This is a genomic window from Longimonas halophila, assembly GCF_002554705.1.
GTDB classification, from domain to species: Bacteria; Bacteroidota; Rhodothermia; order Rhodothermales; family Salinibacteraceae; genus Longimonas; species Longimonas halophila.
The window spans coordinates 145,680-160,085 of sequence record NZ_PDEP01000007.1 but is presented as its reverse complement, the minus strand read 5'-3'; the positions used below and the strand labels follow the sequence as shown (position 1 = coordinate 160,085).

9 protein-coding genes are annotated in these 14,406 nt (G+C 63.0%); 6 read left to right on the top strand and 3 right to left on the bottom strand.

All coding sequences use genetic code 11. The features are described from left to right. The first annotated feature begins 14 nt into the window (after positions 1-14). The 6 genes from menD to CRI93_RS08880 all read left to right on the top strand — a co-directional run bounded on the left by menD (position 15) and on the right by CRI93_RS08880 (position 6,804). Positions 15-1,769, top strand: coding sequence for a 2-succinyl-5-enolpyruvyl-6-hydroxy-3-cyclohexene-1-carboxylic-acid synthase (gene menD / locus CRI93_RS08905; RefSeq protein WP_098062272.1), 1,755 nt, complete (start codon positions 15-17; stop codon positions 1,767-1,769). 163 nt (positions 1,770-1,932) lie between these two features. After that, positions 1,933-2,841, top strand: a complete 909-nt coding sequence (locus tag CRI93_RS08900) for a 1,4-dihydroxy-2-naphthoate polyprenyltransferase (protein ID WP_098062271.1) — start codon at positions 1,933-1,935, stop codon at positions 2,839-2,841. Positions 2,842-3,189: 348 nt separating this feature from the next. Further along, a complete protein-coding gene (menC, locus tag CRI93_RS08895; RefSeq protein ID WP_098062270.1) occupies positions 3,190-4,254 on the top strand; it encodes an o-succinylbenzoate synthase in 1,065 nt (354 codons plus the stop codon). Positions 4,255-4,354: 100 nt separating this feature from the next. Further along, positions 4,355-5,782, top strand: a complete 1,428-nt coding sequence (gene menE / locus CRI93_RS08890; protein ID WP_098062269.1) for an o-succinylbenzoate--CoA ligase — start codon at positions 4,355-4,357, stop codon at positions 5,780-5,782. Between the two features lie 69 nt (positions 5,783-5,851). Beyond that, positions 5,852-6,325 (top strand): energy transducer TonB, encoded by a 474-nt coding sequence (locus CRI93_RS08885; protein ID WP_098062268.1) that lies wholly within the window; start codon positions 5,852-5,854, stop codon positions 6,323-6,325. Between the two features lie 35 nt (positions 6,326-6,360). Then, the gene (locus tag CRI93_RS08880; protein ID WP_098062267.1) at positions 6,361-6,804 is read left to right on the top strand and encodes an energy transducer TonB; all 444 of its coding nucleotides are present in this window, start codon (positions 6,361-6,363) and stop codon (positions 6,802-6,804) included. A gap of 223 nt (positions 6,805-7,027) precedes the next feature. Here CRI93_RS08880 and treS read toward each other — a convergent pair whose 3' ends face one another. From treS to hutH, 3 genes are all read right to left on the bottom strand, one after another. Continuing rightward, on the bottom strand, positions 7,028-10,423 hold the full coding sequence (treS, locus tag CRI93_RS08875; protein WP_098062343.1) for a maltose alpha-D-glucosyltransferase: 3,396 nt from the start codon (positions 10,421-10,423) through the stop codon (positions 7,028-7,030). A gap of 131 nt (positions 10,424-10,554) precedes the next feature. Further along, on the bottom strand, positions 10,555-12,531 hold the full coding sequence (locus CRI93_RS08870) for an alpha-1,4-glucan--maltose-1-phosphate maltosyltransferase (protein ID WP_098062266.1): 1,977 nt from the start codon (positions 12,529-12,531) through the stop codon (positions 10,555-10,557). Between the two features lie 341 nt (positions 12,532-12,872). Beyond that, on the bottom strand, positions 12,873-14,393 hold the full coding sequence (hutH, locus tag CRI93_RS08865; protein ID WP_098062265.1) for a histidine ammonia-lyase: 1,521 nt from the start codon (positions 14,391-14,393) through the stop codon (positions 12,873-12,875). Between the last annotated feature and the right edge of the window lie 13 nt (positions 14,394-14,406).

The following is a 14,406-nucleotide window of genomic DNA, read 5'->3' as shown; positions in this document are numbered from 1 at the left end:
ATACAACCCGTTGCATGGACCATTCGACCGCTCCGAATCCACTTGATGCTCCAAACCGAACCCACGCCTGGGCGCGCTGCATGATCGACGAATGCGTGCGCTCAGGCGTCGACACGTTTTTCGTGTCGCCCGGCTCGCGCTCTACCCCCCTGACGACCGCCGTCGCGCAGCATCCGGTCGCGCAGTCTGTGTTACATGTGGATGAGCGCGGCGGGGCGTTTGCTGCGCTGGGATTTGCACGTGCTACAGGACATCCTGCTGGGTGGATTACCACCTCGGGCACCGCTGTAGCCAATGGCATGCCTGCCGTGGCCGAGGCGGGGCAAGAGGGTATCCCCATGCTGCTGCTGACTGCCGACCGTCCGCCCGAGCTGCGGGGCACCGGGGCCAACCAGACCATCGACCAGGTGAAGCTCTTTGGCGATCACGTACGCTGGAGCGCCGATGTGCCGCCGCCCAGCCCCGACACGCCGCTGGCATCTGTGCTCACCACCGTCGACCAGGCGCTCCACCACGCTCAGCGTCCGCCGGGCGGGCCCGTACACCTGAATGTGATGTACCGCAAGCCGCTGCACCCGGTCGAGCAGACGTTTGAGATCGACGACCCCGCCGTGCACCACTGGGCCGAGCGGCGCACGCCGTTCACCACGTACCCGGTGCCCGTGCCGCACGCGCTGCTTCCGGATTCGCTCACCGAGGCGGTGCAACAGGCCGAGCGCGGACTCATTGTGGCGGGCCGCCTTACGGATGCCGAGGCGCACGAACTGCTCGACTGGGCTCGCGCGCAGCACTGGCCCGTGCTGCCCGACATCACCTCGCAGCTTCGCCTGAGCGCCGAATCGCCCGTGGTGCCGCACGCGCACCACATCGCCCATCATCAGGCAGCCGATCTTCGTCCCGATGTCGTGCTGCACGTAGGCGGACGCTTTGTATCTAAACCCATGCGGCATTTTCTGCGGGATGCGGAAGCACGCGTCTACGCCACCATTCGTCCCGCGCCGCTTCGGGTGGATCCCGACCACCGGTGTACGCATCACATCGAGACAACCGTCGCAGCGGCCATGGATGCGTTACCTACACGCACCGCCACGCCGGCTTCCTGGAACGGTCAGTGGAAGCGGGCTAACGATGCCGTGAGTGATGCACTTGCGCAACGGTTTGAGGACGAGGAACTACCTCCGCTGAGCGAACCAAGTGTGGCGCGCGCCCTCAGCGAGCACATCCCCGACACCCACGCGTGGATGCTGGCCAGCAGCATGCCTATCCGCGATGCACAGCGCTACGCCACAGCTCAGGGCGCGAACGTGCCGGTGTTTGCCAACCGCGGAGCCAGCGGTATCGACGGCACCATTGCCACCGCAACGGGCATCAGCATTGCGCGCGATGCACCGACCACGCTCCTCATTGGCGACCTGGCCACCTGGCACGATGTGAATGCCCTCGCATTGCTGGAGGCGCATCCGGTGATCGCTGTCGTTGTGAACAACGATGGCGGCGGCATCTTCCACTTTCTGCCGATTGCCGAGCACAGCGACGTGTTCGAGCCGCACTTTACGACCCCACACGGACGCTCGTTCAAAGCCATTGCTGAGGCATTCGACCTGCCCTACCACCAGCCGAGCACGCGCGCCGAGTTTGCGGATACATACCAGGCAGCCTGTGAGCGCGGCACCAGCGCCCTGATTGAAGTCCGCACTGACCGCACCGAAAACGCCGACGTACACACGCAGCTGGATGCCCACGTGGCTGCCGCCCTCAGCGATAGGTGACAGACATTGAATCCGTTATTGGGTAGTGATTCAATGCTACGTGATGGAGAAACGGTACCCGTAGCCGGAGACTGGGAGCGCCGCCCGGCGCGTACGTCTCCGGCGGGAGCGAAGCGGCCTCTTCGCCTCTCAACAAAACGCCTTTAACTGAACACACCGCCTCATGCCCACCCGCGACGAATTGGCTGCTGCGCCCTGGCGCATCTGGATTCAGGCCGCCCGCCCGAAGACACTTCCAGCGGCGGCAGCGCCTGTAATGATCGGGATTGCCCTGGCCGTGGGCGATGGCGGCTTTCATCCGCTTAGTGCCGGACTTGCGCTGTTGTCGGCATTGCTGATTCAGGTGGGGGTGAACTTCCACAACGACTACACGGACTTCCTGCGTGGCACCGACACCGAGGAGCGCGTGGGACCGTTGCGCGTAACGCAGGCCGAACTGGTGGATCCGAAGACGATGCGCTGGGCCACATTTGCGGTGTTTGCGGCAGCGGTAGCCGCAGGCACCTACCTGATGATTCGCGGCGGCTGGCCCGTGGTGCTCATCGGCGTGACGTCGATTGCCTCGGCGCTCTGGTACACCGCCGGACGCTACTCGCTGGCGTACATCGGCTTGGCGGATCTCTTTGTGTTTGTGTTCTTTGGCCCGGTAGCGGTAGCGGGTACGTACTATGTGCAGACGCTCACCCTTACGGCGCCTGCGGTGCTTGCTGGAGCCGGACCGGGGGCGCTCTCGGTGTGTATTCTGCTCATCAACAACATCCGTGACCTCGAAGGCGACCGTCAGGCGGACAAGCGCACGCTTGTAGTACGCCTCGGGCGCGCGTTCGGAGTGCGGCTGTATGCAGTCTGCATGGCGGTAGCTGCAATCGTTCCTGTTGCGCTGCCACTTCATGTAGGAGGACACTGGGGCGTCCTGGTCGCCGCGCCCGTCGTAGCAGGCGCCTGGCCCGCCCTGCAAACGTTGCACTCGGGCACCACCGACCCGGAGCGCCTGAATCCACTTCTGCCTACAACCGGACGCACCCTGGCGCTCTACAGCATCTGTTTTGCGCTTGGGTGGATGCTCACGTAAGTATCCACTCCGCACGCGTCGTTGATGTATGGAGGGATGGACGTGTGAACGGATTGACGAGGAAAACATCCATTGCTTTTTCAACCCTCATTTTGATACTTGTCTTGCAATCATTCTCCCACGAAGCCTGTCATGGTGAGCGCAGTCGAACCATCTCCTCGGCGTTTAGCGGGAACGGTTCGGGACGGCACGGCACGCGTATCCATCTTGGTTCAGTCCGCAGAATGACCTGTGACACAGCACTACCCGTGCATTCCCAAGTCTGAAGCGCTACAGAGGGACTGTACTGTACGTAACGCTCTAACCGCATTTGATATACCTGCTTCTTTCGCCCGCGCATTGCCGTCTATGTCTGCTATTGCCTGCTACACATATCGCATCCCACTGACTAACGCGTTGCCCGGTCCCGACGGACCCATATCGCATCGCACGGGCCTGTTGCTGGCGGCCGAGCACCCATCGGGGCGGACGTGCTGGGGCGAGGCGGCGCCGCTGTTGGGGTTTACCGCCTCGCTCAAGACGGTGACCCAGGCCGCCCGCGACTGGCAGTCTGAGGTTAACACGCTCAGCGCAGATGCCGCCGGACACGTCACCCCGTACCCGTCCGAGGCACCGGGGCCGCTGCGCTTTGCCATCGACCAGATCGGGCAGCAGTGGGCCGCGTGCGAGGCGGGCACGTCGTGGCACGACTGGCTAAACGCCGGACGCTCAGCCCGCAGTGGCAATGCGCTGTGGCAGACGCCCGAGGACCGCGACATGCGTCAGGTGCTGATGGCGCTGCAGGCCGAGCACGTCAGCACCATCAAGGTGAAAGTAGGGCGTGCCCCGGTCGAGGACGACCTGGACCGGCTCGATGCGCTGTTTGCGTCGCTGCCTACGGGCATGACCGTGCGGCTGGATGCGAACCAGGCGTGGTCGGTCGAGCAGGCGCACACCATCTGCGAGGCGGTGCAGCATCGTCGGGCGCTCGAATACATCGAAGAGCCGCTCGTGCCCGATGCTGATCTGCGCGCATTTGTGGGAGACACGTCCGTCCCCATTGCGCTCGACGAAACCATCCGGGCGCGTGGCATCGACGCGGTATCCGACTGGCCCGTGGCGGCGTTTGTGGTGAAGCCCGCATGGATGGGCATCCGCCGCGTGCAGAAGCTGGCCGAGCAGGCGGGTGACGTGCCCGTCATCGTGACGAGCGCCTACGAAACGGGCGTCGGCTGGCGGGGCACCTTTGCTACGGCGCTGCAGGTGACGCCGCCCGACCGCGCCATTGGCATGAGCACGTACCAGGCGCTGGCCCGCGACATCGCGTGGCCGCCCATTCCCGATGCACACGGCAAACTGCTGACCATGGCGCCCGGTCTCTTTGATAACTGGACCGTCGATCGGGACGCGCTGGAGGCGGTGGATCGGTCGTGATGAAAGAAGTAGAGACGCGCCATGGCACGTCTCTACGGCAGGACAGACGAAATGAACGCCCAACCTATATGCCCAGCGTCCCCACGAATTGGACATCACCATGACCACGTCCCACATCATCTGCCCGTTGGCCCTTCAGGCGCGGTATCGCCCCCACGCACCGGCGGTCGTAGGACCTGCGTGTACGTGGACGTTCGCTGACCTGGAGGCGCACATTCGCACGGCCCAGCACGCGTTGCAGCAGGATGCACAGTTACAGGGCGCCTCCATCGGGCTGCTGCCGCGCCGCGATGTGCAGACGCTGGCATGGCTGTGGGCAGGCTGGCGCGAGCGGCGGCGCGTGGTGCTCGTGAGCAGGCGGTGGACGCCCGACGAACGCGCCGACGCGCTCCAGATGGCCGGGGTCGCAACGTGTCTGGCGGATGACGACGATGCCCTACCTGCGGCGGCTCCTGTGGCGGTGCATCCGCGTAGCCGGAGAGCGGAAGACGCCTCCGTTCAGGCACGCTCCTGCGCATCCACCTTACAACTACAGGGGGATGCGACGGTGATCTTTACCTCTGGAAGTACCGGGCAGCCGAAAGGCGTGGTGCACGCGTGGCGATCGCACTTCTACAGTGCGCGGGGGGCGGCTTCGGTGATGCCGCTGCGCAGTACGGACTGCTGGGCGCTGTCGCTGCCGCTCTACCACATCGGGGGGCTGGCGATTGTGATGCGGGCGGCGCTGGCGGGGGCTGCGGTGGCGCTGCTCAACAACCCGGTGCGCGACTGGACGACGCGCCGCATCACGCACGGATCGCTCGTCGCCACACAGCTTAAGCGCCTGCTGGAGGCCACCGACGGCCCGCCGCCCCCGTGGCTGCGTGGCCTGCTCGTGGGTGGCGGGCCCGTTCCGGCGGGGCTCCTCGATGAAGCGCACGCTCGGGGGTGGCCGGTGCACACGACCTACGGCTCCACCGAGATGGGCTCGCAGGTAACGACCACGCCGCCAGGAGCCTCGCGCGAGACGCTGGCAACGGCAGGCCACGTGCTACCTCACCGCGAACTGGCCGTGCGCGACACCGGCGAACTGGCCGTGCGCGGTCCCACACGCTGCCGGGCCTACCTGACGCCGACAGGACGCACACAGTCGTTTGATGCAGACGGCTGGCTGGGTACGGGCGATGTCGGGCATCTCGACGCTGAAGGCCGCCTGCACATCACCGGGCGCGTGGACCATCAGTTTATTTCGGGCGGCGAGAACATCCAGCCGGAGACCGTGGAGCGCGCGCTACAGGCCCTACCGCAGGTGGCGCGTGCGGTGGTGGTGCCCGTGCCTGATGAAGAGTTTGGGGCGCGTCCGGTGGCGTTTGTGGAGCCGGCGCCGGGCACCGCGTTCGCCCCCGGCTGCTATCGCACGGGGCTGCAGGGGCGCCTTGCGCGGTTTAAGCATCCCGACCGCTACCTGCTGTGGCCCGACGATCTGCCCAACCGCATGAAAATCGACCGCGCCGCGCTGAGAAACCGGGCCCAACAAGCTTGCGATTGAAGGCTGAGATGGCTACGCTATAGATGGTTTGCAATCTATTCTTCGTGTCCCGCCCAATCACATCCATCAATGATTTCCTCATTTCCTGTTGCGTCGAAGTGGATGTTTCTCTCGTTTCTGATGGCTACTGTCGTGGCCGTAGCAGGCTGCGCAGGAAGCGGAGGCGTACGTAGTGATGTCCCCGCAAGCTGCCGTCCCGACGATTATAACGAGAACCGAGCGGAAGCGGAGTCGGACGAAGAAGAGTGTACAGACTGCCAAGAGCCCGAACTCATTGGCGGGATGGCATCGATGTACGATAAACTGTCGTATCCGACCAAGGCGCGCGAAATCGGTGCTGAGGGCACCAGCTGGATCCAGTTTATTCTATCGCGCGAAGGTGAGCCAACAGAGGTCCGCGTCTGCCAGACGGCAGGCAACTCAATTCTCGACCGCGAGGCGTGGGAGGCGGTCCGCCAGCTGGCGTTTCGTCCCGGCATGAGAGCCGGAGAGCCTGTCGAGGTGCAGATGACCTTGCCCGTTAACTTCAGCCTGAACCGCTAACGTTCTGTCCCATTTCTACACCTGCTTCTAAACGCATGACATACACATTCCGACAACAGTCCCCTGCACACGATGCGTTCGGCTGGATGCATCGGCTCATTCCGCTTCTATTGTGTGTACTGATGCTAAGCCTCAGTGCCTGTGCCGGAAGCGAAAACACATCAGAAGCGAACGGAGACCGGGGCGCGTCAGCATCGAATCAAGCGCCTGAGCTCATCGGCGGTCTGGAGGCGCTGTACAGCGAGCTGGAGTATCCGGAGTTGGCCCGCGAGCAAGAGCGCGAGGGGCGAGCGATTATCCAGTTTGTGGTTTCGCCCGGGGGCAAGGCTGTTGAGATTGGTGTTCTTAGCTCGTCGGGGACACGCGCGCTCGACCACGAAGCCCAGCGCGTCATCCGAGAGACGGACTGGCGCCCCGGCATGAAAGACGGCGAGCCGGTGCAGGTCCAGATGGTGCTTCCCATCAACTTCGAGCTTTAACCGCTGACGGGAGAGGCTATGTCGGATTGTTAGATTAGCCGCCGTACGCTGCACCTCATCCCCAGACCGCTTGCATCCCCAGTGGCCTGTTCGCTACCAATTTGAGAGACGTATTCCCCTCATCCTGTCCTTCTCCCCTCGGGAGAAAGGACTCAATACGCGGGGTCGTAGCCAGGTCCTGCGGTTAATCTCACGGTATCACAATGCCCCTCATGCAACCCAGCTACCGCGACCCTGAGAACGAGGATGCCTCGTGGTCGTCGGCGGTGGTTCCGTTTTGAAAGGCTGACTCGGCTTCGGGGGCGGCGTCGAGCAAGCGGTGCAGGCCGCGCAGAGGCAGCCAGGCCCACGACGGACGGTTGTTGATCTCGTAGCGTACCTCGTAGAGTGCTTTCTCGACGAGGTAGGCCCACAGGTAGAGATAGCGCGATTCGCGCGGAAGCAGAAACGCGTCGTCTTCGGCGGTGTCGGCGTAGGCATCGAGGAACGTTACGTTCAGCCAGCGCAAGAGCGTGTGCACCCAGTCGGCCGCATAGGGGTCGTCGCCATCGTACCGTTTCCAGGCGGAGAACACGGCGTATTCCATCGAACGGAGCATGCCCGCCACGTCGCGGAGGGCGTTGTTGGGGCGGCGGCGTTCGTCGAGAGATCGGGCCGGCTCGCCCTCAAAGTCGAGGATGTAGAACTCGCCATCTGCCCGTAGAATCTGGCCCAGGTGGTAGTCGCCGTGCAGGCGGATGTGCTGGCACGAGGCCGTGTGGTCGCTCAGGGCCGTCAGGTGGCGCAAGAGCACATTCCACGACACGTCATCGTCGAGCGATTCGGGGGCATCGTGGTCGTCCAGTAGGTCGCGCGTGGCCTTGGCCTCATCCCAGATGCTACGGCGGAGCACCGAGCCCAAATCGCTGGGGGCGTCGACGGGGTGAAGAGCATCGGTGGTACCTTTGGCCAGCACGCGATGCATCTCAGCGGTGCGCACGCCGAGCACCTCGGCCACGGAGAGTAGCTCCGGGGCTACGTTCTCCATCCACACCGGCGGCTGCAGCGCATGGGTGGGGCCCAAGAACGGGGGCTGCGCGGCATCTTCGGGGAGCGGCGTCTGCGCCACGCGCTCCAGGAAGCGCCGGGCCGACTGCAGCGCGTACGTCCAGCCGTCGGTGTCAAGGTCGAGCGCCTCTTGCACGATGCCCAGCGTGTAGGTGCGGTCGTGATCATGAAAGTCGATGGTACCGTGCAGCCTGGGCGTAAAGCTAAACTCGTGTTCAGTCAGATGAGCCAGCAGCTCCTGTTCGGGATGCACGCCCTCTTCAAGGCGGCGATACAGCTTTACGAATGAGGCATCGTCGACCACCGCCGAGGAGTTGCTCTGCTCGCCTGAGAACAGCCGGATGGTGCCGGGATCTACCGCCGTATCCAACGAACTGGTCTGGCGAGCCTCGTACACGCCCTGCAGCGAGCGTCCGCGTTCGTCATTGCGCCACCAGCGGTAGAGCGTCGACCAGAAGCCATCGGTGACGCTGGCATCGTACACGAGCAGGTGCTCCTCCTGCGCATCCGTGTTCAGCCAGATGACGCCGGCGTCGGGATGCTCCTCCAGCAGAGCATCGCCCTCTTTGCCGGGCAGGGTCGACAGCGGCAGCGTAAACAGCTCCGAGGTGTCGCCGTGGTGCACACGAATGATGGAGAGATAGACCACCGGATCGGTGTCCAGGCGCAGCGCGTCTTCCACTTCAACGTCGTCAATGGACTGCCCTTTGCTGCCGTACCAGCGCTGGCACTGCAAGAATTCGGGCAGTTCCGCAGCAAAGCGCTCCGGGTGGCGCCCGCGTGCCATAGTGGGAATGAGCACGTTCTGCAGCCCTTCTTGCACCGAGAACACCGGCAGGTTCGAGTTGCTGTGGGATGCTGTTGCGGGTTCGGGATCCGCAAGCGCGCGGCGGTCGAGTTCGTCTTGCGACACGAGTTTGAACCAGTAGAATCCGTGCGGGCCCACGGTGATCGTGTATGAGGATTCGTCCTCAAAGGCCGGAAACGGGGACTGCCCGAATAGCTCGACTGGCACTGCATCTGCAAACGCCGAATGCGAGGGCAGCTCCACCGGTTGGGCGTAGCGCGACAGGTTTGCGCACACGAGGATGGAGGTGTCTTCATGCTGACGCACAAACGCCAGAATGCTCGGATTTTCGACCGGAAGCAGCTCCAGCGTGCCGCGCCCAAACACCTGCTTGTGCTGCTGGCGCAGTGCAATGAGGCGCCGCATGAAGTGCAAGAGCGAATGCGGGTCGTTGTTGGCATCCTCGACGTTGACGACATCGAACGCGTACTCGCCCCGGTTAATCGGCGGCATGAACAGCTTGTGGTGCGGGGCACGTGAGAAGCCGCCGTTCTTGTCGGGGCTCCACTGCATGGGCGTGCGCACGCCGTTGCGGTCGCCCAAGAACGGGTCGTCGCCCATCCCAATTTCGTCGCCGTAGTAGATGACCGGGCTGCCCTTGAGCGAGAACAGGATCGCGTTCATCAGCTCAATGCGCTTGCGCTCGCCCTCCAGCAGCGGCGTAAGGCGGCGCCGAATGCCCACGTTGATCCGGAAGCGGTCGTCGGCGGCGTACTCGTTGTACATGTAATCGCGCTCCTCGTCCGTCACCATTTCGAGGGTCAGCTCGTCGTGGTTACGGAGAAAGATGGCCCACTGCGCATCTTCGGGGATGCCGCGGGTGCGCTCCAGCATCTCCACAAACGGGCGCCGGTTTTCGCGACGCAGCGCCATAAACAGGCGCGGCATAATCGGGAAGTTAAAGGCCATCTGCACGCCGGTGCTCGTGCCGTCGTTGTCCTCACCGAAGTACGGCAGCGTGTCTTCGGGCCACTGGTTGGCTTCGGCCAGCATGACCTTGCCGGGGCCGTAGCGCTCCTCAATGGCGGCGCGCAGTTCCTTCACGTAGTCGATGGTTTCGGGCAGATTCTCGCTGCTGGTGCCCTCGCGCTCGTAGAGATACGGAACGGCATCCAGGCGCAGCCCATCCACGCCCATATCAAACCAGAAGAACATCACCTCCTTCATCTTCGCTCGCACCTCCGGGTTGTCGAAGTTCAGGTCGGGCTGATGGCTAAAGAAGCGATGCCAGTAGTACTTCTGCGCCTTCGCATCCCACGTCCAGTTCGACTCCTCGGTATCGGTGAAGATGATGCGGACATCCTCGTACTTGTCGTCCGTCTCGCTCCACACATACCAGTCGTGCTTATCAGAATTAGGGTCGCGCGCCTCCTGAAACCAGGGATGCTGGTCGGAGGTGTGGTTCAGCACCAGCTCCGTAATAACCCGCATGCCCCGATCGTGGGCCTCATCCATAAACTTCTGAAAGTCGCTCAGGTCGCCATGGATCGGCAACACCTTGAAGTAGTCGGCAGTGTCATAGCCATCGTCCTTGAGCGGGCTTTCCAGAAAAGGAAGCAGCCACAGTGTGTTCACCCCAAGCGCATCCAGATAGGGCAGTTTTTCGCACAAACCCGCAAAATCGCCAAAGCCGTCGTTATTTGCATCATAAAACGACCGCACATGCAGCTCGTAGATAACAGCGTCTTTGTACCACAGCGGGTCGGACAAAAAGTCGTTGGGCATAGATGCAGCATGGGGCATTGGGTACGAAGGGATGCGAAACAGAGGCGCTCTCGCACGAAAGTCCGTTCGTCACGCGAGAGCGCCAGGTGCCAGTGGCATGTACACAGGGTGCGGAGAACCCCGGCGTGCCACTACGGGCGGTAATTGGATTCAACGCGGAAGATGTGGGCGGGTTGTTCCGGCTTCAGGTGCAAGTAGTGCTCATGGCCGTCCCACTCGTATGCCGCCTCGTTGAGCAAGTCGTACACGCGCAGGCGGTCGGCCCCAGGCATGTGCAGGTCGTACGGGCTTGCGACCAGCTGCCCAAATTGCTCGTAGTGCGGGTCCAGACTCACGACGACCAGAATCACATTGTCATCGCTCCACTTCACGTACGCAATGATCTGATCGTTGCGCGTCTTCAAAAACTGGATGTTGCGCATCTGCTGAAGCGCCGGGTTATGGCGCCGGATGCGGTTGACGCGTGTCATAAACGGCTGTAGCGAGGTGGGGTCGTTCCAGTTCCAGGTGCGCAGTTCATACTTCTCGTTCTGCATGTACTCCTCGCGGTCGGGGTGCTGCCGGTTGTCGACGTGCTCATACGGCGGGCCGTACACGCCGTACACGGGCGACATGGTAGCCGCCAGGACAAAGCGGGTCATGTGCTTCGGGCGCCCGCCGTGCGCGAGTTCGTCGTGCAAGATATCGGGCGTGTTGGGCCAGAAGTTGGGCCGGTAGTACTCGGCCTTTTCGGTATGGAAGAGCTCGCGGGCGTATTCCTGCAGCTCCTCTTTGGTGTTGCGCCAGGTAAAGTACGTGTACGAGTTGTTGTATCCCAGCTTGGCCAGACTGTACATCGTGTTTGGGCGCGCAAACGCCTCGGCCAGCACCACCAGTTCGGGGGTGTCTTTGCGGAGCTCGCGCAGGCACCATGTCCAGAACGGAATGACTTTCGTATGCGGGTTGTCAACACGGAAGGTTGTTACGCCGCGCTCAATCCAAAACTCAAATACGCTCTTCAGCTCCATCCAGAGCGCCTGCCAGTCGTCACATTCGAAGTTGAGCGGATGCACATCTTCGTACTTCTTGGGCGGATTCTCGGCATAGCGGATGGAGCCGTCGGGCCGCTGATAGAACCATTCGGGATGCTCCTCGATGTACGGATGGTCGGGCGAGCACTGAAACGCAATGTCGATAGCCACATCGAGGTCTACGTCGTTGGCGGCCTCTACAAAGCGATCGAACGCATCGAGTCCGCCCAGCTCGGGATGCACGCTCTTGTGGCCGCCGCGCGTGCCGTCCTCCAGAAACCCGCCAATGGCCCACGGGCTGCCCACATCCCCCGGCTCGGCACTCGGCGCGTTGTCTTTGCCCTTGCGGTTGGTTTCGCCAATGGGATGCACGGGCGGGAGGTACACCACGTCGAATCCCATCTCGCGGATGCGGGGCAGCAGCTTCGCCGCGTCGTCGAGGGTGCCGTGGGCGTCAGCGGGCCCTGCCGAGCGCGGGAAGAACTCGTACCAGGCGGCTTCGCGCGCCTGCCGCGGGTCAACGCGCACGCCATACGTCTCGCTTCGGATCTCCATATCGCGGGGCGCATGAGCACGCATGATAGTGGTGAGCTCCGGATTGAGCGCCTGGTCGGTATCACCGTTTTCAAATGCATCGGCGGCAGCGCGCAGGTCGGCAGCTACGCCCTCGTGGTCGGTGTGGGTGGCGGTACGGCGGAGCAGGTTCGCGCCGTCCTGCAGCTCGCTGGCAATTTCCTCGGCCGGCGAACCGCCCTGCACGCGGCGTTCAAACTGGTCCTGCCAGGTGCCAAAGCGGTCGAGCCAGGCGCGCACCTGATAGGTGTAGCGTCCGAGCTGCGTGGGGGTGAAGGTGGCCTCGTACGTGTCGTTACCCGTGGCCTCCAGCGGTACGGTGTGCGTGGTATCGTCACCCTCCAGCCCATACGCGATTTCGGCAGCAATGAGGTCGTGGCCATCCACAACGAGCGCCGCGCGTACGGTCACCGGCTCGTGCTGCACGCGCTTGATGGGCCAGCGCCCGCCGTCGATGACGGGTTCGACCCAGGGAATCATAATGCGCGACCACGAAGCAGGTAGCGAAGCGTTGGAATCGGCCATAACGAGAGCAGGCATTCAAGAGAAGATAATGGAAATATATAAACTAACCAAAAAGAAGGGACGCGTGCCAGCGTAATGTGCCCCATTGTGCAGATTTCGTGTGTATCCTGCGAGTTATACCAACTCCGCATGCTTCGTTGGAAGGGGGAAGGTGTGGAAAGGGAAACCAGACAAATGAAAAACATCCATCCTTTCACCCGTCCATTCCTCCATCCCCACACGAGGCTGAAGGTCAACGGACGATGTACATCCGATATGTTGTAGAGAAACGATATCGCCATGCTGCGTTCAGATTCGGTATCTCCCGCGCGGCGTGTCTGGGTTGGGGCCGTTCTTCGATCTCACCGAATAGGAGTGAGGGCATTGCCAATGGTGTCCAACAGCGCAGGACGGCGTACAAACTGGCGGCAGCGGTCGAGGTCGGCGTCGAACGCGGCGTCGGCGGTGCGGTGGGGGATGGCGGCGCGAATGCGCTCGTGGGCCAGCTCCACGCCGCGCCCCGGACGTAGCGGACGGCGGAAGTCCAGCGCCTGCGCGGCGGTGAGCAGTTCGATGGCCAGCACCTCCTCAACATTTGCAAGCACCTGAAGCGCCTGCACTGCGCCAATACTGCCCATGCTGACGTGATCTTCCTGGCCCAGGCTCGTCGGAATTGAATCGACTGAGGCGGGGTGGCACAGGCTCTTGTTCTCAGAAACCAGCGCGGCAGCGGTGTACTGCGGAATCATAAAGCCCGAGTTTAGCCCCGTGTCCTCCATGAGCAGCTTGGGGAGTCCGTCGTGGCCTTTGAGCAGCAGGTAGGTGCGCCGCTCCGAGATGCTGGCAAGCTCGGCCAGCGCAATGGCGGCGGTGTCGAGCGCCAGCGCCAGCGGCTGCCCGTGGAAGTTGCCACCACTTACAATGTCCCCATTGTCGAACACCAGCGGGTTGTCGGTCACGCTGTTGATGTCGCGTTCAGTAACGGTGGTGGCGTAGCGCAGGGCGTCGCGGCTGGCCCCGTGCACGGCCGGCACACAGCGCAGGCAGTACGGATCTTGCACCTTGCCGCAGGTACGATGCGATTCCAGAATTTCGCTTTCCTGAAGCAGCATGCGCACATTGGCCGCAACGGTCTGTCCGCCGGGATGCGGGCGGACGGCATGCACGCGCTCATCGAATGGTTTGATGCTGCCCTGAAGCGCTTCCAAACTCATAGCAGCAATCAGGTCGGCCCATCGGAGCAGCCGGTGCGCTGCATGCAGAATGTGTGCGGCGTAGGCGCCCATCAGCTGCGTGCCGTTAATGAGCGCGAGCCCGTCTTTCGCCTGAAGCGTGATTGGATCGAGGTCGTGCGCCTGAAGGACATCGATGGCGGGACGCGTGTCGGTGCCGTCTTCAGTCCAGAACGCACCATGACCAATAAGCGGCAGCGCCAGGTGCGCAAGCGGGGCCAGGTCGCCCGAGGCCCCCACGCTGCCCCGGCTGGGTACGGCAGGTATCAGGTCGTGCTCGGCCAGCTGGAGCAACTGCTCGAATGTGCGGCGCGACACGCCGGAATAGCCCAGCCCCAGCGCGTGGATTTTGAGCTGAAGCATCAGCCGGGTGATGGGCTTCGGCACCAGGTCGCCTACGCCGACCGCATGGCTGAGCAGCAGATTGCGCTGCAGTGCCTCCACCTGCTCAGGCGGAATCTGTTGCTGGGCGAGCGCGCCAAATCCGGTGTTGATGCCGTAATGGGCGGTATCGCCCGCGAGTGCTGCATCGACATGGGTGCGCGACTGCGCAACGGCTGCGGCGTCGTTACGAAGTGCTGCAAGGCGGGCCTCCAGATCGGCATGAAGCGTTGGAATTGAAACGTGCGGGGCGTCGGCAAGCAGATCCATACAGATGGTCAGG